Source organism: Streptomyces griseiscabiei (genome assembly GCF_020010925.1).
Lineage (GTDB): Bacteria > Actinomycetota > Actinomycetes > Streptomycetales > Streptomycetaceae > Streptomyces > Streptomyces griseiscabiei.
In genome coordinates this window covers 3,282,856-3,309,159 of sequence record NZ_JAGJBZ010000002.1, presented here as the reverse complement: position 1 = coordinate 3,309,159, position 26,304 = coordinate 3,282,856, and the positions used below count along the sequence as shown (strand labels likewise).

Sequence of the window (26,304 nt, the reverse complement as noted above, 5' to 3'; positions counted from 1 at the left end):
GCGGCGGTGGCCCCGCACTCGGTGGGCCGGCGGCCGGCCGTTAGCATGCGGCCATGGCACGCGACCAACCTCCGAGACCGATCACCGCCGGTGATGTCGTGACGGTGTACTCGGAGGCGCTGGAGGCCTGGACCGCCTCGCAGATCACCGCCGTCGACGCCGCGGACCAGTGCGCCGAGGTGGCCGAACTGGACTGGTCCGGGCCCGGGCCCGCGACCGTCGCCGACCTGGACGGCGTACGGCCGCTCCGGCTCACGCACCACAGCTGGAACGGCACGCTCGCGCACACCAACCACGGGTGGGTCCTGCCGAGAAGTTTCACGGTGATCGGTTCCCTGCCCCCGCTGGTGACCGAGCCCTCGAACGCCTACACCTCGGGGTGGGGACGGGGCGAGCAACTGGCCCGGCAACGGCACTGGGACAGCGGCGACCGCGGGGACTGGACCGCCCCGTACGCCCTGACGTGCGCGGCCGACGAGCTGGTCGGCGCACGCCTCCCCGGCTCCCGGCGGGCGGCCGTCAGGCACCTCACCGTCCACGGGATCGGCCGGCTCGACTGCGCCCGGCTCGCCGACGACTTCCCGGACCTGACCCGCCTGACGCTCTCGGGGAACCTGGGCACGCTCACTTCGGCGGCGGCCCTGAACCGGTTGCCGCTGCTGCAAGGGCTCACGATCCGGAACCTGTTCGGGATGGACGCCGCCGACTGCCTCCTTCCGGCCCGTGCCACGGAGGTGGAGGAGGTGTGGCTGAACGGCGTTCCGGCGGACTACGCGACCGCGATGCGCAAGGCCTGGCGTCCCCACGTGCGGCACGGGGTACAGCTCGACGTCCGCGGGGCCCGTAAGCCGGACTGGGTGGCGGCCAACGCCGCCAATCCGCTGCGCGAGTGGGACGGCCGCGAGCACATTCCCCACGCCGGGTATCGCGGGGCCGTCGCCCGGTACAGGGCCACCCGGGAGGCCTTCCTCACCGCGGTCACCGGCGACGGGCAGCACGGCGACGGGCGGCACGGCGACGTCACGGAGATCGGGCGCGCCTTCGCCGTCGCCTTCAACGAGTTGGACAGCCGCTCACCCTTCATCGAGACCGTGGAACGCGAGGAGTTGTTCGACGCCCTCGACTTCCTGGTGGACGAAGCGCGGACGTCCACCGGACAGGATCTGACCGCCGCTCGCGCGGCGCTGATCGAAGGGGTGGAGTCCGTCCGCGACTGGTGACCGCCGCGCGCTCGGCCGGCTACTGCTCGCCCAGGCCGGTGGCGCGTTGGTCCACCTCGACGGCCGAGCGCTCCACGCCGGTGAACCGGGTGGGCCGGAAGGCGGCGAGCAGGTCATGTGTCCGGCCGGTCGAGATCTCGGCCGCGGCCAGGCGCCCCAGGACCGGTGCCAGGGTGATCCCGCTGTGGGAGACGAGGCAGTAGACACGGGACTGCACGGAGGCGTGCCCGGCGACGGTATGACCGTCCGCGGGCAGTGAGCGGAGACCGATGCGCAGGTCGATCCGCGGTGTGCGGACCGGTTCGGGCAGCAGTGCGGTGAGCCGCCGGGCCAGGGTGCGCGCGACGGCACTGTCGGAGGAGGGCGGGTCGGCCGGGTCGATGCCGGCGTTCAGGTCGAGGGCCTGTACGACCGTCCGCCCGTCGCTGTCGGGGCGCAGGTTGAGGCCGGGGCTGTGGACCACACAGCGCAGGTCGATCTCCGGTGACCTGACGTGGCCGAGCAGTCCCACGGTCTGCGCTCCGCGTCCGGTGTCGGTCACCATCGGGATGTCGATCCCGGCCCGGGCGGCGAGGTCTTGTGTCCAGCGCCCTGCCGCGAGAACGACCCGGTCGCCGGTGTGGACCTCGCCTCCGGCCAGGGTGACCGTCACCCCGTCCGGCCGGTCGTCCACGGCCCGGACCTCACCGAGTGTGTACGTCGCCCCGTGCCGTTCGGCGTCCGCCAGCAGGTTGCCGAGGAAGCGGCCCGGGAGGACGTAACCCTCGTCGGGGAAGTGGGCGATGGCCGTGATGGACACCGGGACTCGGAGGCCGCCCGCGAGCCGTACGGCTTCGGCGGGGGTGACCCACCGCGCGGGATAGCCGAGGGCCCGCAGCCGTGCCACGTTGTCGGAGAGCCGCCGCTCGTTCGCCGCGTCCGCCCACTGCAGCGCGCCGCTGCGGAAGTAGGAGGGCGGGCCGGGCAGTTGTCCGGCGAGCCTGGCGTGCTCCCGCATCCCCGCGAGGTTCAGCCGGTGGTAGGCGGGGTCGGGCTTGCGGCTGGAGTTGGTCCAGGCGAACGTCGTCGCGGTCGTGCCGGTGCCGGCTCCCCGCCGATCGAGCAGGAGGACGTCCGCACCGGCGACGGCGAGTTCCCTCGCGACGCTCACACCGAGGACCCCGGCACCGACGACGATGACCTTCATTCGTCCGCCCTTCCTCTCCGGCAGCGGCACGCTGCTCACATCTCGGGTGGTTCAGATGGTGGGTGGGTCACATGTCGGGTACGGGAAGCTCCAGGAAGAACTCGGCGGTTCCCGGCCGGACCAGGGTCGTGACCACCTCGACCACACTCCCGTCGGCGGCACGCGACTCCCTGCGCCTCCTCAGCGCCGGCGTTCCCCTCTCGCTGTGCAGCAGGGCGGCGTCGTGCTCACCGAGGACCACCGGGTCGAGGTAGAGCCGGATCGCGTCGATCGGCACCCCCCGGCGTCGCAGATACGCGAGGGTGACCACGTCGTCGAGGTTCTCCTGCAGCAGGTCGGGGGCGGCGGCGAAGAGCACGACATGCCGCTCGACCGACTGCGGCTCCTCGCGCACGTCCAACTTGCGGCGGACCAGTTCGACGACGGCCGTGTCGGCCGGGGCGCCCGGGAGGGCCAGGACGGCGTCGGCGGCCCTGACGATCCGCGCGGACACCACGTCGTGTCTGCCCGGCACTCCCTTCGCGGCCACCGCCGGGGTGACGAAGCCGAGCAGATCGAGCTGCCGCGTCACCTCAGCGACGAACGTCCCGTGGCGTCGTCGGCGGACCACCAGCCCCGCCCCGGCCAGGTCGTTGAGGACCCGTTGGGCCGTGGCACGGCTGACACCGTACTCGGCGCGGATGTCCGCCTCGCTCGGCAGACGCGAGCCGGGCGGCAGAACACCGTCCCGGATCCTCGCCTCGAACTCCCGCCTGATCCTCACGTGCAGCGGCCCGGTCACGACTGGACCGTACAAAAGGTGAATTGACCGGTCAATAAGCGCGAACATATGGATCGGACCTGCCCGACCCGCCTGCACGGGAGAAGCGTTGACTCGCCTGCCGGGGAATTCGAGGATGACTTTCCTGACAGACGACGGATATCGGAGGCGGGACGTGAGTCGTGAGTACGTCGGCGTACGACGGGGTCGAGCGGTACGCCGCGCGAGCGGTGGGCGCGCGGGGGCGGCGCGATGACGCGGCAGCACACTCCCGGAGGACCCGTCGTCCACGCGCGCGAGGTGACGATGACGTACGGCGCGGTCGACGTCCTGCACGGCGTCGACCTGGACATCCACCGCGGCGAGGTGTTCGCGCTGCTCGGGCCCAACGGCGCCGGGAAGACCACCACCGTGGAGATCCTGGAGGGCTTCCGGCGGCGGTCCGGCGGCGAGGTGAGCGTTCTCGGTGAGGATCCCGAGCGGGGCGGCGACGCGTGGCGGGCCCGGATCGGGCTGGTCCTGCAGTCCTGGCGCGACCACCGGCGCTGGCGGGTCGGTGAACTGCTGAGGCACTTCGCGGTGTACTACCCGGACCCGCGCGACCCGGCCGACCTGCTGGCCCTGGTCGGCCTCACCGACCAGGCGGGCCAACAGGTGGACCGGCTCTCCGGCGGCCAGCGCCGGCGGCTCGATGTCGCGCTCGGCATCGTCGGCCGTCCCGAACTCCTCTTCCTGGACGAGCCGACCACCGGCTTCGACCCGCAGGCCCGGCACGACTTCCATGTCCTGGTCGAACGGCTGGCCCGCGACGAGGGCGTCACCGTGCTGCTCACCACCCACGACCTGGTGGAGGCCGAGCGGCTCGCCGACCGGATCGCCATGCTGGTCGGCGGTCGGGTCCGGGCCCTCGGCACACCCACGGAACTCGCGCGGCGGGCCGCCGCCCAGGCCGAGGTCCGCTGGACCGCCGACGACGGGACGCCCCGCCGCGAACGCACCGAGGACCCCTCACGTCTGGTGTGGGAACTCCACCGGGACGCGGACGGCCCGATCGCCGGCCTGGAGGTCCGCCGCCCGACGCTGGAGGACACCTATCTGCGCATGGTGCGCCAGGACGCGGCCAAGGCGGACAAGGCCGCCGACGAGGAGGAACAGGCCGCGTGAACCGGGCACTCATGAAGAACAGCCGGCGGGCCGGACTCCAGCGAGCCGGCATCGAACTGCGGCACTTCGCGCGCAACGGCAAGGAGATGGGCAGCCATCTGACCAACGTGGCCGTCGCGCTGCTCGTCGCCGCCTACCTCGGCGACGACGTGCCCGGCACCCGGACCCCCATGACCCATCTGGTGCTCGCGGGCTTCGCCGCCTACCTGCTCTTCCAGGTCGGGCTGATCAACCTCCCGCAGATCCTCGTGACCGAGCGGGAGGAGGGCACGCTGCTGAGGCTGCGCGCCACACCGGGCGGGATACCCGCCTACCTCATCGCCAAGTGCCTGCTGATCGTCGCCGTGGCGGTCGGCACCCTGACCCTGCTCCTCGCGTCCGCGGCGCTGCTGGTGGACGGGCCGCTGCCGCGCGGTCCTGGCGCCTGGCTGACCCTGCTGTGGGTCACCGCGCTCGGGCTGCTCGCCGTCGTCCCGCTCGGCGCGGCCATCGGCGCCGTACTGCCCAACCCCCGCGAGGCGCTGGCGCTGATCATGCTGCCGACGATGGCACTGCTGCTCACCTCCGGGGTGGTGTTCCCGATCGCCGCGCTTCCCGAGCCGGTGCAGCGGGTCAGCGCGGTCTTCCCGCTCAAGTGGATGGCGCAGGGCCTGCGTTCGGCGCTGCTCCCGGACTCGGCGCGCTCCGCCGAACCGGCCGGCTCCTGGGAACTGCCCCTGGTCGCCCTGGTGCTGACCGCCTGGGCGGTGCTGGGGTTCTTCCTCGCCCTGGTCCTGCTGCGCCGCGCGGCCCGCCGCGAGTCCGGCTCCCGCCTCGTGGCCCGCCACCGCAAGGCGGAGCGGAGCGGCTCGGCTCCCGCCTAGCCAGGGCCTGTCGGCACCTTCCCGCCGGTGTCCCGCGGGGCGTCCCGCGCTGGAGTTCCCCGCTCGTCCGGCGTGTCTCCGCGGTGGTGTCGAGCCAGTCTCAAGGTCTGGTCAAGCGGGCGCCGTCAGGGTGTCGTCGATCAAGCAAAGGGGTGGCGGGGCGTTCGGGAGCCGGTGACGGCCGCGCGGACGCGACCGCCGGTCCACGCGCCCGACGACACCGTGACGAGAAGGCGGACCACGGCGTGATCAGCAGACTGCCTCGGCCCCATCCCGGACCCGACGACGGCCCATGCCCTGGCCGAAGCCACAGCCACAGCCACAGCCACGATTCCGACTTCGACCCTGCCTGCGGCTCCGGCAGCCACGAGACGCCGGTCGTGATCGTCGGGCTGGCCGCCCTCGAAGGGGCTGCCGAGGCCGTACGGCGGGCCGACGGGGGCGGACCGGTCGGGAGGCGGGTGTCGTGGGCGGCCGACGGGGTCGCCGCGTTCTTCGGGGACTCCGTGCGAGGCGCCTCCCAGGAGCGGCTCGGTGCGCTGCGGTTGGTGTGGGCCGCGCTGGAGGACGCCGGGATCGTTCCCGGTGCGCTGCGCGACTCCGCCGCGGGTGTGTTCCTGGTGGCGGCGGAGGCCGGGGACGGCGACGGCTCCGAGGGGCTGGCGGCGCTCGTCGGGGGCGATCTCGGCTGGGGGCGGGGACCCAGGGTGACGCTCGGCGCGGACCTGCCGGTGACGGCGGTCGACTCGGCCGCCGAGCAGCTGCGCCAGGGCAGGTGCGAGGTGGCGGTGGCGGGTTCCGGCACCGCCGCGGTGGTGGTCCTGCGGAGGGAGTCCACCGCCGTACGGGCCGGTGAGCGGGTGCTCGCGCCCGTGGAGGCGTTCGGGTCCGACGGTCAGCGCGCCACCGGCGGCGGACAGGCGCTCCCGCCCCTGCCGCCGGCGCCGGTCGTGCCGATCGTGCTGTCCGGGCGGAGCGACGCCGCCGTGGCGGCACTGGCCCGCGATCTGCTCGCCCGGTTGGAGGCCGATCCCGGACTGTCGCCGGTCGACCTGGGAGGGTCGCTCGCCACGACCCGTACGACCGGACTCGGGCGACGGGTCGTGCTCCTCGCCGCCGAACGGACGGACGTGGTCCGCGGGTTGCGGGCCGTCGCCGAGGGCGGGTCCGTCCCGCTGCTGTTCCGTACGGAACCCGGTGCGAGGGCCGAGGGCGGCGGTCGCGCGGTGTTCGTCTTCCCCGGACTGGGGTCCCAGTGGCGGGGCATGGCGCTGGACCTGCTGGACGCCTCCGATGTGTTCCGTGCCCGGATGGAGGAGTGCGGGCGGGCCCTCGAACCTCTCGTCGCGTGGTCGCTCGACGAGGTGCTGCACGGTGCCCCGGGCGCGCCGTCGCTGGAGGACGTGGACGTCGTCCTGCCGGTCCTGTTCGCGGTGAGTGTGTCGCTGTCCGCGCTGTGGAGGTCGTGCGGGGTGGAGCCCGCGGCCGTCGTCGGCGCCAGCCTCGGTGAGATCGCCGCCGCCCATGTCGCGGGTGCGCTGACGCTGGAGGAGGCCGCGCGGGTGGTCGTCCTGTGGAGCCGGATGCAGGCGGAGGCCGCCGGAGCGGGCGAACTGGCCGCGGCCGCCCTGTCGCCCGACGAACTCCGTCCGCTGCTGGACGCCGAACAGCTGCGCGGGCGCGTCCACTTCGCCGGGAGCAACGGTCCTCGCTCCGTGCTGTTCGGCGGGGAGCGCACCGCCGTGGCCGAGGTCGTCGAGAGGCTCACGGCCAGGGGCGTACCGGCCACGGGGCTGAACCTCGGTCTCGCCGCGCACACACCGGGGGTGGCCGTCGACTCCGCCGCGTTCCTCTCCGGGACGGCCGCGATCGTACCGACTCCGGCCACCGTGCCCTTCCACTCCTCCGTCACCGGCGGCGAGTTCGGGACGACGGGGCTGGGCGGCGCGTACTGGCTCCGCAACCTCGCCTCCGAGGTCCGGTTCGAGACGGCCGTACGTGACTTGTGGGCGGCCGGGCACGACACGTTCGTCGAGATCAGCCCGCATCCCGTGCTGCTCGGTGGGGTGCAGGAGACGCTGGAGGACGCCGGCGCGGGGCCCGGGGCCGCCGCGTCCGGGGTCGTCGGCACCCTGCGCCGGGGGCAGGACGGGGTCACGGAGTGGCTGACGGCGATGGCACGGCTGCACGTACGCGGGGTCGACGTCGACTGGGCCGCGTTCTTCCGGGGGCGTGGCGGCCGGCGTATCGCCCTGCCGACGTACCCCTTCGGCGCCGAGGCGACGGACCGGGCCGAGGGCTCGGCGGTGGGGGCGGAAGCCCGCGCTGAGGCGGCCGACGGTGTACCGGGCCGGGGCACGAATCCCGCCGCCCCCGGCCCCGACGGGCTGTCGCTCACCGGGCTCACGGCCGGTGAACGGGCCTACGCGGCCGAGGAGTTCGTACGGCACCACGTGGCCGCGGTGCTGCGGCACGACGACCCGGATTCCGTCGCCCTGGAGGACGGCTTCCTGCAGTCGGGCTTCGATTCGCTGCGGGCGGTGGAGCTGCGCAACCGGCTGGTCGGGGCCACCGGGCTGCCGCTGCCCCCGACGCTGATCTTCGATCATCCGACCCCCGCGTCCGTCGCGCGTCTCGTCGAGGAGCTGCTGACCGCCGGGAGCGGGCCGGGGCCGGGGCGGCGCGCGGAGGCGGCGGTGCTCGACCGGCTCGACGCTCTGGAAGACGACCTGGTCGCCTCCGGTCTGCTGCACGACGGTGACGACGACCCGCAGCGCGTTCCCGGGCGGGAGCGTGTGACGGCACGGCTGCGGGAGCTGCTGGACCGGCTGGCGCCGGGCGGCGAGGACGAGTTCGGGGACGTGTCCCTGGAGGAGCTGCTCGACCTCGCCGACCACGAACTGCGCCGGTCATGACGTAGCGGAACAGCGGAACAGCGGAACAGCGGAACAAGCGCAAAGCCCCCCACGCACACGAAAGGCCACGCCCCATGACGAGCGGTGCGAAGAACGGGACGGCCGGTGCCACGACCGGCGACGGCAAGGTCATCGACACGTTGAAGCGGCTCACCCTCGATCTGCGCCACACCCGGCAGCGGCTTCGGGATGTCGAGGAGTCGGCCCGTGAGCCGATCGCGATCGTCGGCATGGCCTGCCGCTTCCCCGGCGGGGTCGAGTCCCCCGAGGACCTGTGGCGCGTGGTCGCGGAGGGCCGGGACGTCATCGCGCCGCTGCCCACCGACCGGGGCTGGGACGCGGGCCTGTACGACCCCGATCCGGCGCGGCAGGGCACGGTCTACGTCCGGGAGGGGGGCTTCCTGGACGACCCGGGTGCCTTCGATCCGGCGTTCTTCGGGATGGGCACCCGGGAGGCGCTGGCGACCGACCCGCAGCAGCGGCTGCTCCTGGAGACCTCCTGGGAGGCCGTCGAGCGGGCCGGTATCGACCCGGCGTCGCTGCGGGGCAGCCGTACCGGTGTCTTCGCGGGCGTCATCTCCCAGGACTACGCGGGCCGGCTGCGCAACTCCCCCAACGAGTACGAGGGCTACCTCGGCAACGGCAGCACCGGCAGTGTGGCGTCCGGCCGGATCGCGTACACGCTCGGCCTCGAAGGGCCGGCGATCAGCGTCGACACGGCCTGCTCCTCGTCGCTGGTGGCCCTGCACCAGGCCGCGCAGGCGATACGGGCGGGCGAGTGCGATCTGGCGCTGGCGGGCGGGGTGACGGTCATCGGGTCCCCGCTGTGGCTGCTGCAGTTCAGCCGGCAGCGCGGGCTGGCCACGGACGCGCGGTGCAAGCCGTTCGCCGCCGCCGCGGACGGCACCTCGCTCGGCGAGGGCGCCGGGATGCTGCTGCTGGAGCGCCTGTCGGACGCGCGCCGCGGCGGTCGGCGGATCCTCGCCGTCGTCCGGGGCTCCGCCGTCAACCAGGACGGCGCGAGCAGCGGACTGACCGCGCCGAGCGGCCCCGCGCAGCGCCGGGTGATCCAACAGGCCCTGGAACGGGCGGGGTTGGCGCCCGCCGACGTGGACGTGGTGGAGGCGCACGGCACCGGTACGAAGCTCGGTGACCCCATCGAGGCCCAGGCGCTGATCGCCGCCTACGGCCAGGACCGCCCCGCCGAACGGCCCCTGTGGCTCGGCTCGCTCAAGTCCAACATCGGGCACCCCCAGGCCGCCGCCGGAGTGGCCGGTGTGATCAAGATGGTGAAGGCGATGGAGCACGGGCTGCTGCCGCGCACCCTGCACGTGGACGCGCCGAGCCCGCACGTGGACTGGTCGGCGGGCGCGGTCGAACTGCTCACCGAGGCCCGGGAGTGGCCGGACGCGGGACGTCCGCGCCGGGCGGGCGTCTCGTCGTTCGGCGTCAGCGGCACCAACGCCCATCTGATCCTGGAGCAGCCGGAACAGCCCAAGCCGGGCACCGATCCCGAGCCGCCTGCGGAAGCGGACCAGTCACGGACGTGGCCCACCGGGGTGCCGTGGGTGCTGTCCGGGCGGAGCGGCGACGCGCTGCGGGCGCAGGCCGGGCGGCTGGCGGCGCATGTGCGGGAGCGTCCGGAGCTGACGCGTGCGGAGGTGGGTGCCGCGCTGGCGCGCGGCAGGTCGGTGTTCGAGCACCGGGCGGTGGTCCTCGGCTCCGACCGGGCCGAACTGCTCGCGGGCCTGACGGCGCTGGCGGAGGGCCGCCCGGCGCCCGGCCTGTTCCACGGCCGGGTCACCTCCGACAGCCGTACCGTGCTGGTGCTCTCCGACCACGGCCTGGCGCGCGACCTCGACTGGGCGGCCCGGCTGGTCCTGACCTCGCCGGCGTTCTCCCGGCGGCTGGCCCACTGCCAGCGGGCGCTGGCCAAGGTCGGCGACCACGCGCTGCGCGGCGGTGCCTTCCCGGGGTCCGCACCGACCGTGCGCTGGGCGGTGCTGGTGGCGCTCGCCGGGGTGTGGGAGGAGCACGGCGTACAGCCCTCGGCGGTGGTCGGTGAGGGTGTGGGCGAGATCGCGGCGGCCTGTGTATCGGGCGCGCTGTCGCTCAAGGAGGGCGCGCAGGCGGTGGCGCACGGCGGCGGGGCCACGCGCGGTCTCGGGGTGGAGCCCGACGAGGGCCGGATACCGCTGCTGGGGACGTCCTCGACACCGCTGGACGACGCCGTCCGTACGTTGCGGGCGCGGGGGGCCACGCTGTTCGTGGAGGTCGGTGCCGCCTCGGCCGTCGCTCCCCGTCTCACGGCGGCGCTGGAGGATCGGGCGGACCCGGAGGAGCGCGCGGACCAGGACGATCAGGTGGCCCGGGAGGAACGCGCGGACCAGGGCGGTCGTACGGCCAGGGACGGTCGTACGGCCCGGGTCGTGGTCTCTCCGGTGGGCGGGGCGAGCGGTGCGGACGACCTGCTGCCCACGCTGGCCCGGCTGCATGTGGGCGACACGGCCGTGGCCTGGCCCGCGGCCTTCCCCGATCTGCTGCTGGCGGGCCGCCCGCCGGCCGACCTGCCGACGTACGCCTTCCAGCGCCGCCGGCACTGGCTGGAGGACGGCCCCCGCGTCCTCGACACCGCCGCGGCCGGACTCGCTCCGGCGGACCATCCGCTGCTCGGGGCGACCGTGGAACTCCCGGAGGACGGCGGCCTGTTGTTCACCGGCCGGCTGTCGACGGCCACTCAGCCGTGGCTCGCCGACCACAAGGTGGCGGGCCGGTTGCTGCTGCCGGGCACGGCGATGCTCGAACTGGCCCGGTGGGCGGGCGAGTTCACCGGCTGCGACCGGGTGGCCGACCTGACCCTGCACAGCCCGCTCGACCTGTCCGCCGATCCGCGCGAGGGCCGGGCGATCCGCCTCCGGCTGACCGGCACCGACGCGACGGGACGCCGAGGCCTCACCCTCTCCTCCCGGCCCGGCCCGGACGGGCCGTGGACGCGCCACGCCACGGGAACCCTCGACACGACGGGCGCGGGCCCTGCGGCCCCCCGGCCCGACCTGGTCACCTGGCCGCCCGCGAGCGCCGACGGTGTGGACGTCGCCGACGTCGACATCGACGGCTTCCACGGGCGGGCGGCGGCCCATGGAATCGAGTACGGGCCCGCGTTCCGGGGCCTGCGGGCGGTGTGGCGGCGCGGCGACGACGTGTTCGCCGAGGTCGCCCTGCCGGAGGGGGCGCGGCAGGAGGCCGGGCGTCACGGAGTGCACCCGGCCCTGCTCGACGCCGCGCTCCAGGCCTGGTACGCGGCGAACCCCGAGGCGGTGGAGCGGCGGTTGGTCCCCTATGTCTGGCACGGTGTGACGGTGTCGGGCGCCACCGGACCGGGTGTGCTGCGGGTCCGGCTCGCGCCCGCGGGCGAGGCGGCTCATGGCGCCGGCGTGGACGACAGCGCCCTCGCTGCCGACGCCGGTGTCGGCAGCGGTACTTCGGTGTCCATGGAGGTCGTCGACACGGTCGGTGCGCCGGTGGTGGCGGTGACGGCGCTGCGACTGAGGCCCATCGGTCGGGGACGGGTCGGCGCCGATACCGGTGCCGGTGCCGGTGCCGACACGGGTGCGGGTGCGGCTGTGGGTACGGCCTCGGATGCCGGTGCGGACTCGGATGCGGGTGCGGGCACTCTGCTGCGCACCCGGTGGGTGCCGTACGCCGGGCCGGGTCTGCCGGGCGACGCCGGAGTGGTCGCCGCGCTCGGAGGGCCGGACGCGCTGCCGTGGGCACTGCCGGTGGCCGTGGACACCCGGTACAGCGGCCTCACCGAGCTGGCTGCGGCGCTCGCGGCCGGGGCACGCGCGCCGGACGTGACCCTGCTGCCGATCACCGGGGAGCGTGACCTCGCGGATGTCCCGGGGGCCGTGCACACGGCGACCTCCGGTGTCCTGGCCGCGCTGCGGTCCTGGCTCACCGTGCAGGCGCCGACCGCGAGCCGGCTGGTGGCCGTGGTACGGGAGCGGGACGGTGAGGCCGGCCTTGTCGACGACGCCGTACGCGGCCTGGTCCGCAGCGCCCGCGGCGAGCACCCGCGCCGGTTCGGGCTGCTGTCCCTCGCCGACGGGGAGACGCCGGCACCGGAGGTTTTCGCACAGGCGCTGGACGCCCTGCGGGATGAGCCGGAGATCGCCGTACGGCACGGGAGGCTGTGGGTGCCGCGCCTGGCGGAGGCAGCGGCGGCGGCGCCGTACGCGCGGACGCCGTCCGCCCTCGACCCCGACGGCACCGTACTGATCACCGGGGGGACCGGCACCCTGGGCGGGCTGGTGGCCCGGCATCTGGTCGGCCGGGGAGCCCGGCGTCTGCTGCTGACCGGGCGGCGTGGCGAAGCGGCGCCGGGGGCTGCCGAGTTGGCGGCGGAACTGACCGCCGAAGGGGCCGAGGTGCGGGTGGTGGCCTGCGACGCGGCGGACGCGGACGCCCTGGCGGCGGTGCTGGACGGTGTGCCGGAGGAGCATCCGCTGACCGCCGTCGTGCACATCGCCGGTGTGACGGACGACGGGGTCCTCGCCTCACTGACCGACGACCGGCTCGGCGCCGTGCTGCGGCCGAAGGTGGACGCGGCCTGGCGGCTGCACGAGCTGACGCGCGGGCTCGACCTCGCCGAGTTCGTGACGTTCTCGTCCGTGTCCGGCACGTTCGGCGCCGCCGGGCAGGCGAACTACGCGGCGGCCAATGTGTTCCTCGACGCCCTCGCCCGCCACCGGCGCGCCCAGGGGCTGCCCGGTCTGTCGCTGGCCTGGGGGCCATGGGCCGAACGCAGCGCCCTGACCGGGGATCTGACGGAGGCGGACTGGGCCCGCATCGGCCGGGACGGTGTACGCGCCCTGCCCACGCGGGACGCGCTCGCCCTCTTCGACACCGCCCGTGTCACGTCGGAGGCGGTCGAGGAGCCCGTACTCGTCGCCCTGCGGCTCGACATGGGCCAGGTGAGGCAGCGGCACTCCGCCGGACGGCTCCTGCCGATGCTGCGCTCGCTGGTGGACGGCGGCTCCGGGGCGGGTTCCGGGAGCGTGCCGCGACCGGGCGCACCCGCCATCCCCAGCACCCCCACCACTCCGAGCACCAACGGCACCGACGTGAACGGCCGGGTGGCGGCGGCCTCCTCCTTCGCGGAGCGCGTGCGGGCGATGTCCGAGGCCGAGCGCGGGCGGGCGCTGCTCGACCTGGTCCGGGCGCACGCGGCGCGGGCGCTGGGCGAGGGGACGGCCGAGGACATCGACCCGGACCGGGGCTTCGTCGATCTGGGCGTCGACTCGCTGGCGAGCCTGGACCTCCAGGAGAAGCTGCACGAGGCCACCGGCGTCGATCTGCCGAGCACCCTGATCTTCGACCACCCGACCGCCGCCGCGCTCGCCGACCACCTGTGCGCCGAGTTGGCCGCGGGTACGGCGGACGTCGTCGCCTCCGCCGGACCCGCCCTCGCCGAGGTGGACCGGCTGGAGGCGTTCCTGACCTCGTTCGCCGAGCACGCCGATGGCCAGGCCAGGGAGTCGGTCGCCCGCCGGCTGCGGGAGCTGGTGTCCCGGTGGTCGGGTGGCACGGGAACGGACGACCGCGTCGGCCCGGACCTCCTGGTCACCGGCACGGACGGATCACCGCCGATGGACCTCGCGTCCGCGGACCTCACCTCGGCGTCCGACGACGAACTCTTCGAGGTCCTCCAGCAGATGCGCTCCGCCGACAGCGGAGTGCCGTCGAACCACCAGCGTCTTTAGGAGCGGGCTCCCGTGTCGCAGTCATCGACGTCACCGTCGCAGCAGTCGCCCTCGCCGCAGGGCGAGTCGCCGTCGCAGGTGGACAGGTTCCGTGAGCACCTGCGCTGGGCCACCGCCGAACTGGGCGAGGCACGGCGCCGGGTGGCCGAGCTGGAGGGGGCGGGCCACGAGCCCGTGGCGATCGTGGGCATGGCGTGCCGGTTCCCCGGCGGCGTCGACTCCCCCGAGTCGCTGTGGCGGCTGGTCGCGGAGGGCCGGGACGCGGTCGGCGCGGTGCCGGCCGACCGGGGCTGGGCCGCCGGGGAGTCCACCGGCGCCGGCGAGGCCCGGAAAGGCTCCTCCCCCGCCTGGCAGGGCGGCTTCCTGGACGCGGTGGGCGACTTCGACCCCGCGTTCTTCGGCGTCAACCCGCGCGAGGCCCTGTCCATGGACCCGCAGCAGCGGCTGCTGCTGGAGGTGGCGTGGGAGGCGTTCGAGCGCGCCGGGATCGACCCGACGACACGGCGCGGAACCCGGGTCGGCGTCTACACGGGGCTGATGTACCACGACTACGCCACCCGGCTGGACGAGGGGGACGAGGACGCCGCGGGTTTCCTGGGCAGCGGCACCTGGGGCAGTGTCGCCTCCGGCCGGATCTCCTACACCCTGGGGCTGGAGGGGCCTGCCGCGACCGTCGACACCGCCTGCTCGTCGTCGCTGGTCGCCCTGCATCTGGCCGTACAGGCGGTGCGGCGCGGCGAGTGCACCATGGCGCTGGCGGGCGGCGTGACCGTGATGGCCACGCCGGGCACCTTCACGGGCTTCGACCGGCTGGGCGGGCTGGCGCCCGACGGGCGCATCAAGTCCTTCGCCGCGTCCGCCGACGGCACGACGTGGAGCGAGGGCGCCGGCATGCTGCTCGTGGAGCGCCTGTCGGACGCGCGGCGCAACGGGCACCGGGTGCTGGCCGTCGTCCGTGGCTCCGCCGTCAACCAGGACGGCGCGACGAGCAGTCTGTCCGCGCCGAACGGCCCCTCGCAGCAGCGGGTCATCCGGGCCGCGCTCGCCGAGGCCCGGCTCTCCCCCGACCTGGTGGACGTGGTGGAGGCGCACGGGACGGGGACGAAGCTGGGCGACCCGATCGAGGCGCAGGCGCTGCTCGCGACGTACGGCCGGGAGCGCCAAGAGCCCTTGTGGCTGGGCTCGTTCAAGTCGAACGTCGGGCACACGCAGGCCGCCGCAGGTGTGGGCGGCGTGATCAAGATGGTCATGGCCATGCGCCACGGGGTGCTGCCCGCGACCCTCCACGTGGACGCGCCGACCCCGCACGTGGACTGGTCGACGGGGAAGGTGCAGCTGCTGACCGAGCAGCGCGACTGGCCGACCACGGGCCGCCCGCGCCGCGCCGCCGTCTCCTCCTTCGGTGTCAGCGGCACCAACGCCCACGTCGTCCTGGAGCAAGCGCCCGCCGAAGCACCCCAGCCGGCGGACGAGTCCGCCGAGCCGCTCACTCCGCTCGTGCCCCTGGTGTTCTCCGCCCGCGACACCGCCGCGCTGCACGCCCAGGCCGGGCGCCTGGCCGCCCATGTCGCCGACGGCCGGGCGGACGTACGGTCCACCGCCCGCGCCCTGCTGACCGGGCGCACCGGGTTCGGTCACCGGGCGGTGGTCCTCGGCCGGGACCGGGACGAACTCCTCGCCGGTCTGCGGGCGTTGGCGGCGGGGTCCGAGGCTCCCGGGGTGGTCACCGGGCAGGGCACGTACGAGCGCCCGGTGTTCGTCTTCCCCGGCCAGGGCTCCCAGTGGATCGGCATGGCCACCGAACTCCTCACCACCTCCGAGGTGTTCGCCCGCTCCATCGCCGACTGCGAGGCCGCACTCGCCCCGCACGTCGACTGGTCGCTCACCGAAGTCCTGGGCGGTGGTGAGCCGTTGAGCCGGGTGGATGTGGTCCAGCCCGCGCTGTTCTCGGTGATGGTCTCCCTCGCCGCCCTGTGGCGCTCCCTCGGCATCGAACCCGCCGCCGTCATCGGCCACTCCCAGGGCGAGATAGCCGCCGCCGTCGTCGCCGGAGCACTCACCCTCCAGGACGGTGCCAAGGTCGCCGCGCTGCGCAGCCGGGCCATCCTCAAGCTCGCCGGGCAGGGCGGCATGGTCTCGCTGCCGCTCCCCCACGACGAGGCCGCCGAGCTGGTCGCCCGCTGGGGGAACCGGATCGGTGTGGCCGCCCGCAACAGCCCCCGTGCCACCGTCGTCGCCGGTGACGTGCGGGCGCTCGACGAGCTTCTGACCCACTGTGAGGGGCAGGGGATCCGGGCCCGCCGGATCGACGTCGACTACGCCTCCCACAGCCCGCACGTGGAGGCCATCGAGGACGACCTCGCCCGCCTCCTCGCGGGCATCTCGCCCCGCACCGGCACGGTCCCGTTCTATTCCACGGTCACCGGCGGACCCGTCGACACGGCCGGGCTCGACGCCGGTTACTGGTACACCAACCTGCGCCGGACCGTACGGCTCACCGACGCGCTCCGGGCGGCGGTCGGCGCGGGCCACAGCGCGTTCGTCGAGTGCGCTCCGCACCCCGTCCTCACCCACGCCGTCGACGAGGTCCTGGAGGACACCGGCGCCGACGCCCTCGCCGTCGGCACCCTGCGCCGGGACGAGGGCGGCTGGGCGCGCTTCCTCACCTCCGCCGCCCACGCCCACACCAGCGGTCTGCCCGTCGACTGGGCCACCGTCCTCGGAACCGGCGACCGGGACCCCGATCTGCCGACGTACCCTTTCCAGCGCGAGCGCTACTGGCTGGACGCCCCGCCGAGCGCCCCCGGCGACGTCCGCGCCGCCGGACTCGACCCCTCCGACCACCCCCTGCTCGGTGCCACGCTCACGCTCGCCGACGACGAGGTGGTGCTGACCGGCAGGGTGTCGTCGAAGGCACAGCCGTGGCTCGCCGACCACGCCGTGCGGGGCACGGTGCTGCTGCCGGGAACGGCGCTGCTGGACCTCGCCGTACGCGCCGCCGACCAGGTCGGATGCGCGGTGCTGGAGGAGTTGACGCTCCGGGCGCCGCTGGTGCTGCCCGAGGACGGTGCGCTGCGGCTGCGGGTCACGGTGGGAGGGCCCGACGACGGCGGTCGGCGGGCGGTGGCCGTTCACGCGCGGGCCGACCACGCGACGCGCTCCGGGGACGAGGCGGCGGGCGACGCGCCCTGGACGTGTCATGCGACCGGATGCGTCACCCCCGGCGCGGGCCGGCCGGACTGGGATCTGGCGCAGTGGCCCCCGGCCGGCGCGCGGCCGGTGGAGCTGTCCGGGCTGTACCCGCGGCTCGCCGGGAGCGGGCTCGGCTACGGGCCGGTGTTCCAGGGGCTGCGCGCCGTGTGGCGCCGTGACGGCGAGCTGTTCGCCGAGGCCGTGCTCCCGCAGGAACAGCACGGGGACGCCGGGGCGTACGGGATCCATCCGGCGCTGCTGGACGCGGCGTTGCACGCCAGTCTCGCCGAGGGCGTCGACACGGTCCGGCTGCCGTTCTCGTGGACGGACGTCACGCTGTACGCGACCGGTGCCACCACCCTGCGCGTCCGTCTCACGCCCCGGGGCGAGGACGGATTCGCGCTGGCCGTCGCGGACCAGGACGGGGTTCCGGTCGCCGAGGTGGGGTCGCTGGTGACCCGGGCGGTGGGCGAGGACCGGTTCGATGCCGCGAGCGGGCCCGGGCGGGACCCGCTGCTGACGGTGGACTGGGCCGGTCTCCCGCTCCCGGACACCGCCCCGGACCGGGTGGTCGTCCTCGGTGCGGACGGCCTGGACCTGGGCTTCGAGACATGCGCCGACCTGGACTCCCTGGCGGCGCTGGCCCCCGCGGCGACGCTCGTCCTGTCCTGCGCGGGGGAGGATCGGCCGGAGGCGGATGTGCCGGGGGCCGTGCGCGCCGAGGTGCGCCGTGTCCTCGCGCTCGTGCAGCGGTGGCTGGCGGACGAGCGGTTCGCCGACGGAACGCTGGCCGTGGTCACCCGGGGCGCGGTCGCGGCCGGTGACGGCGAGAGCGCCCGGGATCTGGTGCACGCCCCTCTGTGGGGCCTGCTGCGCTCGGCGCAGTCCGAGCACCCCGGCCGGTTCGTGCTGGCCGATGTGGACGGGCGGGAGTCCTCGCGTGCCGCACTGGGCCGGGCTCTCGCCGCCGGTGAGCCTCAACTCGCCCTGCGTGCCGGGCGGTTGACGAAACCCCGGCTGGTCCGGGTGTCGGCCGGGCGGGCGCTCGTGCCGCCGGTGGACGGTTCGGCGTGGCGGCTGGACACCGAGGGCAGGGGCACGCTGGAGAACCTCGCGCTGGTGCCGTGCCCGCAGGCGTCGGCGCCGCTGGCCCCCGGGCAGGTGCGGCTCTCGGTGCGGGCGTCCGGCGTCAACTTCCGCGATGTGCTGCTGGGCCTCGGTGTGGTCGACCAGACCGTCATGGGCGGTGAGGCGGCGGGCGTGGTCCTGGAGGTGGCGCCGGACGTCACGGACCTGTCGCCCGGGGACCGGGTGATGGGTATGGTCCGGGGCTCCTTCGGCCCGGTCGTGGTCGTCGACCGCCGGCTGCTCGTACCGCTGCCCGAGCACTGGACGTACGCGGAGGGCGCCTCGGTGCCGGTCGCGTTCCTGACGGCGTATCTCGGCCTGGTCGAGCTGGCGGGTCTGCGGGCCGGTGAGTCGGTGCTGATCCACGCGGCCACCGGCGGTGTGGGCCTGGCCGCGCTGCAGCTGGCCCGGCAGCTGGGTGCGGAGGTGTTCGCGACGGCGAGCCCCGCCAAGTGGGAGACGCTGCGCGGGCTGGGCGTGCCCGAGGAACGGATCGCCTCGTCCCGGACCCTGGACTTCGAGGAGCGTCTCCGGTCGGCGGCGGGCGGGCGCGGGGTGGACGTCGTCCTGAACTCGCTCGCGGGTGACTTCGTGGACGCCTCGCTGCGTCTGCTCACCTCCGACGGTGGCCGGCTGCTGGAGATGGGCAAGACCGACATCCGGGACGCCGAGCGGGTCGCGGCCGACCACCCGGGCGTCTCCTATCTCTGGTACGACCTGGTCTCGGCCGACGTCGAGCATGTCGGCCGGATGCTGGCCGCGCTGATGCCGCTGTTCCACAGCGGGGTGCTGCGGCCCCTGCCGACGGCGTCCTGGGACGTGCGGCGCGCCGAGGACGCGTTCCGCTTCATGAGCGGGGCCCGGCACATCGGCAAGCTGGTGCTCACCATGCCGCCGGCCGCGTTCGATCCGAACGGGACGGTGCTGATCACCGGCGGCACGGGCGCGCTGGGCGGGCTGGTGGCGCGCCGCCTGGTCGCCGAGCACGGTGTACGGCGGCTGCTGCTGCTCGGTCGCCGTGGTGCCGCGGCCGAGGGCGCCGACGCCCTGTGTGCCGAACTGGTCGCGGCGGGCGCGGAGGTGACCGTCGCGGCCTGTGACGGCGCCGATCGCGAGGCGCTCGCGGCCGTGCTGGCGGAGGTGCCCCGGGAGCATCCGCTGACCGGGGTGGTGCACGCGGCCGGTGTCCTCGACGACGCGAGGCTGGGCAGGCTGACGCCCGAGCGGGTCGACGCGGTGCTGCGGCCCAAGGTGGACGCGGCCTGGCATCTGCACGAGCTGACCCGGGACATGGATCTGGCCGCCTTCGTCCTGTTCTCCTCGGCGTCGGGCACGCTGGGCACCCGGGGGCAGGCCAACTACGCGGCGGCCAACGTCTTCCTCGACGCCCTCGCGGAGCGGCGGCGGGCCCAGGGGCTGCCCGGTGTCTCGGTGGCATGGGGTCTGTGGGGCCGGGCGAGCGGGATGACCGGCCATCTGGACGCCGAGGATCTGGCGCGGCTGCGCCGGGTCGGTGTGGGCGCGCTGACCGACGCCGAGGGGCTCGACCTGTTCGACGCGGCGCTGGGCGCGGATCGGGCGCCGGTGGTGGCGATGCGGCTGGACCTCGGTGCCGTGCGCGCGTCGGGCGATGTCCCTCTTCTGCTGCGGGAGTTGACCGGCGCCCCGGCCCGGCGGGCGGTGGCGTCCACGGGCGGCCCTGCCGGTGCGGTGCCCGGTGAGCCCGGCCTGCGGGACCGGCTGGCCGCGCTGCCGGGCGCCGCGCGCGGCCGGACGCTGCTGGATCTCGTACGCGATCAGGCGGCGCTCGTCCTGGGGCACGGGACGAGCACGGCCATCGGCCTCGACCAGGCGTTCAAGGAGCTGGGCTTCGACTCCCTCACGGCGGTGGAGCTGCGCAACCGTCTGGCCACGGCGACCGGTCTGCGGCTCCCGGCGACGGTGGTCTTCGACCATCCCACGGCGACGGCGCTCGCCGGACACCTGCTGCGCGAGCTGGGCCTCGGCCCGGTGCCACCGGCGCGGGCCGACGCCACGGACGTCACCGATGTCACGGACGCCACCGACGACGAAGTACGCCGGCTGCTCGCCACGATCCCGCCCGCCCGGCTGCGGGAGTCCGGGCTGCTGGCGGCCCTGTGGGAGCTGGCCGGGCCCGCCGGGGAGACGACCGGCGGCCCGGACGACATCGACGACCTGGACGCCGACGGTCTCATCGAGCTGGCGCTCGGCGCGGGTGAGCAGTGACCTCGCGCGGGCCGGGGGCGGGAACGACCATGAGCGGAGAGGGAATCCCCGTGACGCGGGAAACGCACGACACGCCGGGCACACGGACCGAGCGGCTGACCGAGGCGCTGCGCCGTTCCGTGAAGGAGAACAAGCACCTCCAGGAGCGGAACCGACGGTTGGTGGAGGCCCGTCACGAGCCGATCGCGGTCGTCGGCATGGGCTGCCGGTTCCCGGGCGGGGTGCGCTCGCCCGAGGACTTCTGGCGGTTGCTCGTCGAGGGACGGGACGCGATCACCCCGTTCCCGTCGGACCGCGGCTGGGACCTGGACTCGCTGTGCGACCCGGACCCCGACCGGCCGGGCGGCACCTACGGGCGCGGTGGCGGGTTCCTGCGGGACGCGGACCGGTTCGACGCCGGATTCTTCGGGATCAGCCCACGTGAAGCCCTCGCCATGGACCCGCAGCAGCGGCTGCTCCTGGAGACCTCCTGGGAGACCGTCGAACGCGCCGGTCTCGACCCGACGTCGCTGCGCGGCAGCCGCACGGGGGTGTTCGTGGGAGCGGCGCAGCTCGGCTACGGCACCGGGACGGGAGCCGCGTCCGAGGGCACCGAGGGCCATGTGCTGACCGGCACCACGACCAGCGTCGCCTCCGGCAGGCTGGCGTACACGCTCGGGCTGGAGGGGCCGGCGATCACCGTCGACACGGCGTGCTCGGCGTCCCTGGTGGCCCTGCATCTGGCGGCGCGGTCGCTGCGGGACGGCGAATGCGAACTGGCGCTGGTCGGCGGGGCGTCGGTGATGGCGACACCCTTCCTGTTCGTGGAGTTCGGCAGGCAGCGCGGGCTCGCGCCCGACGGACGCGTCAAGGCGTTCGCCGCCTCCGCCGACGGCACCAACTGGGGCGAGGGCGTCGGCGTCCTGCTGGTGGAGCGGCTGTCGGACGCGCGCCGCAACGGACACCGGGTACTGGCCGTGCTGCGGGGCTCCGCCGTCAACCAGGACGGTGCCTCCAACGGCCTCACCGCGCCCAGCGGCCCCGCCCAGCAACGGGTGATCCGGGCGGCCCTCGCCGACGCGCGTCTCACCCCGGCCGACGTGGACGCGGTGGAGGCGCACGGCACCGGCACCACGCTCGGCGACCCGATCGAGGCGCAGGCGCTGCTCGCCACGTACGGCCGGGAGCGGGCGGAGCCGCTGTGGCTGGGCTCGGCGAAGTCCAACATCGGGCACACCTCGCACGCGGCCGGTGTCGCCGGAGTGATCAAGACGGTGCTGGCGATGCGGCACGGTGTGCTGCCCGCGACCCTGCACGTGGACGAGCCGACCCCGCATGTCGACTGGTCGAGCGGGTCCGTACGGCTGCTGTCCGAGCGGCGGGAGTGGCCGGCGACCGGCCGACCCCGGCGCGCGGCGGTGTCGTCCTTCGGCATCAGCGGAACCAACGCACACGTGGTCCTGGAGCAGGCCGAAGCGTACGGAGACGGCGGAGACGGCGGAGACGGCGGAGACGGCCATGGACACAGCGACGGCGGGGCGTACACCGCCGGTGAGGACGGCGGGCGGCGCACGACCGGCGGCGAGGCGACCGGGGCGGCCGTCCCGGCGCTCGTGCCCTGGCAGTTGTCCGCCGCCGGTCCGCGGGCCCTGGCCGCCCAGGCCGAGCGGCTGCGCGACGCGGTCCTCGCCCACCCGGACCTCGACCCGGCCCTGCTCGCCCTGCCCCTGGCGGTCGAGCGGGCGAGTCTCACCCACCGGGCCGTGATCATCGGAACCGGCCGCGACGAGCTGCTCGCGGGCCTGGACGCGCTGCGGGGGGCCGGTCCTGCCCAGCCCGGCCGGGTCGTGACCGGCATGGCTGCGCGGGGCACCGGTCCGGCGTTCCTGTTCACCGGCCAGGGTGCCCAACGGGCCGCCATGGGGCGTGAGTTGTACGCGTCCCAGCCGGTGTTCGCCGAGTCGCTGGACCGGATCTGCGCACTGTTCGCCGAGCGGGCGGATCTGCGGCTGCGCGAGGTGCTCCTCGCCGACGAGGGGTCGGAGGCGGCGGCGCTGCTGGACCGCACGCGGTGGACGCAGGCCGCGCTGTTCGCCGTCGAGGTGAGCCTGTACCGGCTGGTCGAGTCCTGGGGACTGCGTCCCGGTCACCTCCTCGGCCACTCCGTCGGCGAACTGGCCGCCGCGCATGTCGCGGGTGTCTTCTCCCTGGAGGACGCGGTCGTCGCGGTGGGGGCACGCGGGCGGCTCATGGAGGAGCTGCCGGCCGGCGGGCTGATGGCGGCGGTGCGGGCCACCGAGGACGAGGTCGCCGAACTGCTCGCGGGCCGCACCGACCTGGCCGGTATCGCCGCCGTCAACGGCCCGGACTCCGTGGTCGTGTCGGGCGACGAGGACGTGGTGCGCGCGGTGGCCGGGGCGCTGCGGGCCCGGGGACGGCGGACCAGGGAGCTGGCCGTCAGCCACGCCTTCCACTCACCGCGCATGGACGGCATGCTGGACGCCTTCCGCACGGTCCTGTCGTCGCTGACCCCGCGCGACCCGGAGATCCCCGTCGTCTCCAACGTCACCGGCCGCCCGGTGACCGCGGCGGAGATCCGCTCCCCCGACCACTGGGTCCGGCACGTCCGGCAGGCGGTGCGTTTCCACGACGGCGTACGCACGCTGCTGGGCCTCGGGGTGCGCACGTTCCTGGAGCTGGGGCCGGACGGGGTGCTCTCCGCGATGGCCCGCGAGAGCGCCGCCGCCGTGCTGCCCGAGGAGGAGCGCTCCGCCGTCCTCGCCCTGCCGCTGCTGCGCCGCAACCGATCCGAGGCCCGTACGGTCCTCACCGCCGTGGCCGAGGCGCACGTCCGGGGCGTCACCGTGGACTGGCGGGCACAGCTCAAGGCCGCCGGTGCCCCCACCGATACCGGTGCGGGTGCCGATGCCGGTGCCGGTGCGGGTGCGGGACGGCGGCTGCCGCTGGAGCTGCCGACGTACGCCTTCCAGGGCGAGCGCTACTGGCTGTCCGCCGGTCCGGCCGCCCCGGTCGAGCCGGGTGATCTGGGGCTGGACCCGGCCGGGCATCCGCTGCTCGGTGCCCTGCTCGCCCCGGCGGACGGCGGCGGGCCGGCCCTCACCGGCCGGCTGTCGTCCCGGGCTCAGGGCTGGCTCGCCGACCACGTGGTGCTGGGCTCGACCGTGGTCCCGGGCACGGCCTATCTCGAACTGGCCCTGCACGCGGGCAGGTTGACAGGGTGCGGCACGGTGGAGGAGCTGGTCCAGGAGAGCCCGCTGGTCCTCGGCGAGGGCGAGGCCGTGCACCTCCGGCTCACCGTGGGACCGGACGACGGCGAGGGGCGGCGGCCGTTCACCGTGGCCTCCCGGCCCGCCTCCGCACCCACCACGCCCGCCGCGCCCATGGAGAGTGGGGCCGCCGCGCCGCCCTGGACGCGGCATGCCGAAGGGGTGCTGTCGGAAGCCGGCGCCGAGGCCCGCACCGAGAGCGATCCGATCGGCGCGTGGCCGCCCGCCGGCGCCGAGCCGGTGGACCTCACCGGCTTCTACGACGCGGTCGCCCTCGACGGCTTCGCGTACGGACCGTCCTTCCGGGGGCTGCGCGCCCTGTGGCGTTCGGGCCAGGACCTGTTCGGCGAGGTGGAGCTGCCGGAACCCTTCCGGGCGGAGGCGGCCCGGTACGGCGTCCATCCCGCGCTGCTGGACGCCGCCCTGCACGCGGCCCTGGTCGGCGCCACCGGTGAACAGGTGCGGCTGCCGTTCGCCTGGCAGGGCGTACGGCTGCACCGCGCCCGCGCCGTCGCGTTGCGGGTGCGGCTGTCGCCGGTCGGCGACCACGCGCTGGCGGTGCTGGTGACGGACACGGACGGGGCGCCGGTGGCGTCGGTGGAGGCGCTGCGGACCCGGCCGGTCTCCGCCGGACAGCTGCGGGCCGCCTCCCGGCAGCGGCGGACGGACCGTCTGTTCCACGTCGCGTGGCAGCCGCCGGCCTCCTCCGGAACCGGGACCGTGCGGGACGTCGTCGCCGTGGGCGGCGGCACGCTGCCGGTCGGCCTGGCCGACGAGACGTACGCCGACGTGGCGGCGCTGGGGGCGGCCCTCGCGGCGGGTCGGCCGGTGCCCGGCGCGGTGGTGTGGGACTGCGCGGCACCGGTACCCGCCGACACGGACGTCCCGGCCGCCGCCCGGGCCGTCGAGCGTGCGGTGCGGTCCGTGCTCGTGGCCTGGGCGGCGGACGCGCGACTCGCCGGGACACGGTTGTTCGTGGTCACGCGGGACGCGGTCGCCGTCGACGCCGGTGACGCCGTACGGGGATTGCGGCAGTCGGTGGTGTGGGGGCTCACCCGGGCCGCCCAGGCCGAGCACCCCGACCGGTTCGTCCTGCTGGACGTGGACGGGGCGTCGGCGGGAGACACCGCCGCCTGGCGCACGGCGCTCGACCGCACCGAGCCACACCTCGCCCTGCGCAGGGGCACGTTGACGGCACCCCGGCTCGTGCGCACCCCGGCGCCGCCCTCCGCCGGTCCGGCACCGGCCCAGGGGTTCGGCCCCGACGGGACGGTCCTCGTCACCGGCGGTACGGGCGCGCTCGGCGGCCTCGTCGCCCGCCGTCTCGTGACGGACCACGGGGTGCGCAGGCTGGTGCTGCTGAGCCGTGGCGGGGAGCGGTCCGCCGGGGCCCGGGAGCTGGCCGAGGCGCTGGGCGCGCTCGGCGCGGAGGTGACCGTGGAGGCGTGCGACGCGGCCGACCGCGACGCGCTGGCGGCCGTACTGGACCGGATTCCCGCCGCGCACCCGCTCACGGCCGTGATCCACGCGGCCGGGGTCGTGGACGACGGGGTCCTCGACGCGGCGACCCCCGAAGCGGTGGACGCCGTACTGCGTCCGAAGGTCGACGCGGCCTGGTGGCTGCACGAGCTGACCCGGGACAGGGACCTGGCCGCCTTCGTCCTGTTCTCCTCGGCCACGGCCACGCTCGGCGCGGCGGGCCAGAGTTCCTACGCGGCGGCCAACTCCTTCCTCGACGCCCTCGCGGAGCACCGCGCGGCGCTGGGACTGCCCGCGGTCTCGCTGGCCTGGGGCGCGTGGGACGCGGGCATGGCGGCACGGCTGGACGAGTCGGCGGTACGGCGCATGCGGCGCTCCGGAGTCCTCCCCCTGTCCGCCGAGGACGGACTCGCCCTGTTCGACACCGCGCTGACGGCCCATCGGGAGGGACACCGCACGCTGCTCCCGGTGCGTCTCGACACGACCGCGCTCGGGCGCGCGGGCGGACCCGTTCCCGCGCTGCTGCGCGAGCTGGTGCGCCGGCCGGCCACGGTGGCGGGGGCGGAGACGTCGGCGCGGGACGAGGTCTCCGGCGAACTGCGGCGGCTCGTCGGGGCCGACGACCGGGAGCGGCGGCGGATCCTCCTCGACCTGGTGCGCCGGACGGTCGCCGAGGTGCTCGGGCACACCGACAGCTCCGCCGTCGCACCGGGGCGCCCCTTCAGCGACCTGGGCCTCGACTCGCTGACGGCCGTGGAGCTGCGCAACCGGCTGGGCGCCGTCACCGGGCTCCGGCTGCCCGCGACCCTCGTCTTCGACCATCCGACGGCACAGGAGCTCGCCCGGTACGTGGACGGCGCGCTGCCCCGGGACGACGTCCCGTCGGCCGAACCGCTGCTGGCCGAACTCGACCGGCTGGAGCGTGCGCTGGCCGCCGTCGCCGCCGATCACCCCGACCGGGCCCGGATCGCCGCCCGGCTGGGCGCGGTCGTCGCCGACTGGGTCCCGCGTCCGGCGGCGCACACGGAAGCACCTCCGGACACGGGGGCGTTGCACCTCGACTCGGCCGGCGACGACGAGGTCTTCGACTTCATCACCAACGAACTCGGGATCTCCTGACCC

At 75.3% G+C, this 26,304-nt stretch carries 9 protein-coding genes; 7 read left to right on the top strand and 2 right to left on the bottom strand.

The annotated features are described in order from the left end of the window. Nucleotides 1-53: 53 nt before the first annotated feature. Nucleotides 54-1,220, top strand: a complete 1,167-nt coding sequence (locus J8M51_RS31450; RefSeq protein ID WP_086752701.1) for a hypothetical protein — start codon at nt 54-56, stop codon at nt 1,218-1,220. Nucleotides 1,221-1,239: 19 nt separating this feature from the next. On the opposite strand, the gene J8M51_RS31445 is transcribed toward J8M51_RS31450, so the two are convergent. After that, nucleotides 1,240-2,406 (bottom strand): NAD(P)/FAD-dependent oxidoreductase, encoded by a 1,167-nt coding sequence (locus tag J8M51_RS31445; RefSeq protein ID WP_086752703.1) that lies wholly within the window; start codon nt 2,404-2,406, stop codon nt 1,240-1,242. Between the two features lie 67 nt (nt 2,407-2,473). Continuing rightward, nucleotides 2,474-3,187 (bottom strand): GntR family transcriptional regulator, encoded by a 714-nt coding sequence (locus tag J8M51_RS31440; RefSeq protein ID WP_256964054.1) that lies wholly within the window; start codon nt 3,185-3,187, stop codon nt 2,474-2,476. Between the two features lie 231 nt (nt 3,188-3,418). On the opposite strand from J8M51_RS31440, the gene J8M51_RS31435 reads away from it, so the two are divergent. The 6 genes from J8M51_RS31435 to J8M51_RS31410 all read left to right on the top strand — a co-directional run bounded on the left by J8M51_RS31435 (nt 3,419) and on the right by J8M51_RS31410 (nt 26,301). Continuing rightward, nucleotides 3,419-4,330, top strand: coding sequence for an ABC transporter ATP-binding protein (locus tag J8M51_RS31435; protein WP_086752707.1), 912 nt, complete (start codon nt 3,419-3,421; stop codon nt 4,328-4,330). Nucleotides 4,331-4,341: 11 nt separating this feature from the next. Then, nucleotides 4,342-5,193 (top strand): ABC transporter permease, encoded by an 852-nt coding sequence (locus J8M51_RS31430; protein ID WP_267299718.1) that lies wholly within the window; start codon nt 4,342-4,344, stop codon nt 5,191-5,193. Nucleotides 5,194-5,573: 380 nt separating this feature from the next. After that, nucleotides 5,574-8,108, top strand: a complete 2,535-nt coding sequence (locus tag J8M51_RS31425) for an acyltransferase domain-containing protein (RefSeq protein ID WP_086761028.1) — start codon at nt 5,574-5,576, stop codon at nt 8,106-8,108. 74 nt (nt 8,109-8,182) lie between these two features. Then, nucleotides 8,183-13,870 carry a type I polyketide synthase gene (locus J8M51_RS31420; RefSeq protein WP_086761026.1) on the top strand — a complete coding sequence of 1,896 codons (5,688 nt, stop codon included), beginning with the start codon at nt 8,183-8,185 and terminating at the stop codon, nt 13,868-13,870. 12 nt (nt 13,871-13,882) lie between these two features. Then, on the top strand, nt 13,883-20,437 hold the full coding sequence (locus tag J8M51_RS31415; protein WP_256965985.1) for a type I polyketide synthase: 6,555 nt from the start codon (nt 13,883-13,885) through the stop codon (nt 20,435-20,437). 50 nt (nt 20,438-20,487) lie between these two features. Further along, nucleotides 20,488-26,301, top strand: coding sequence for a type I polyketide synthase (locus J8M51_RS31410; protein ID WP_256965983.1), 5,814 nt, complete (start codon nt 20,488-20,490; stop codon nt 26,299-26,301). Nucleotides 26,302-26,304 lie beyond the last annotated feature (3 nt).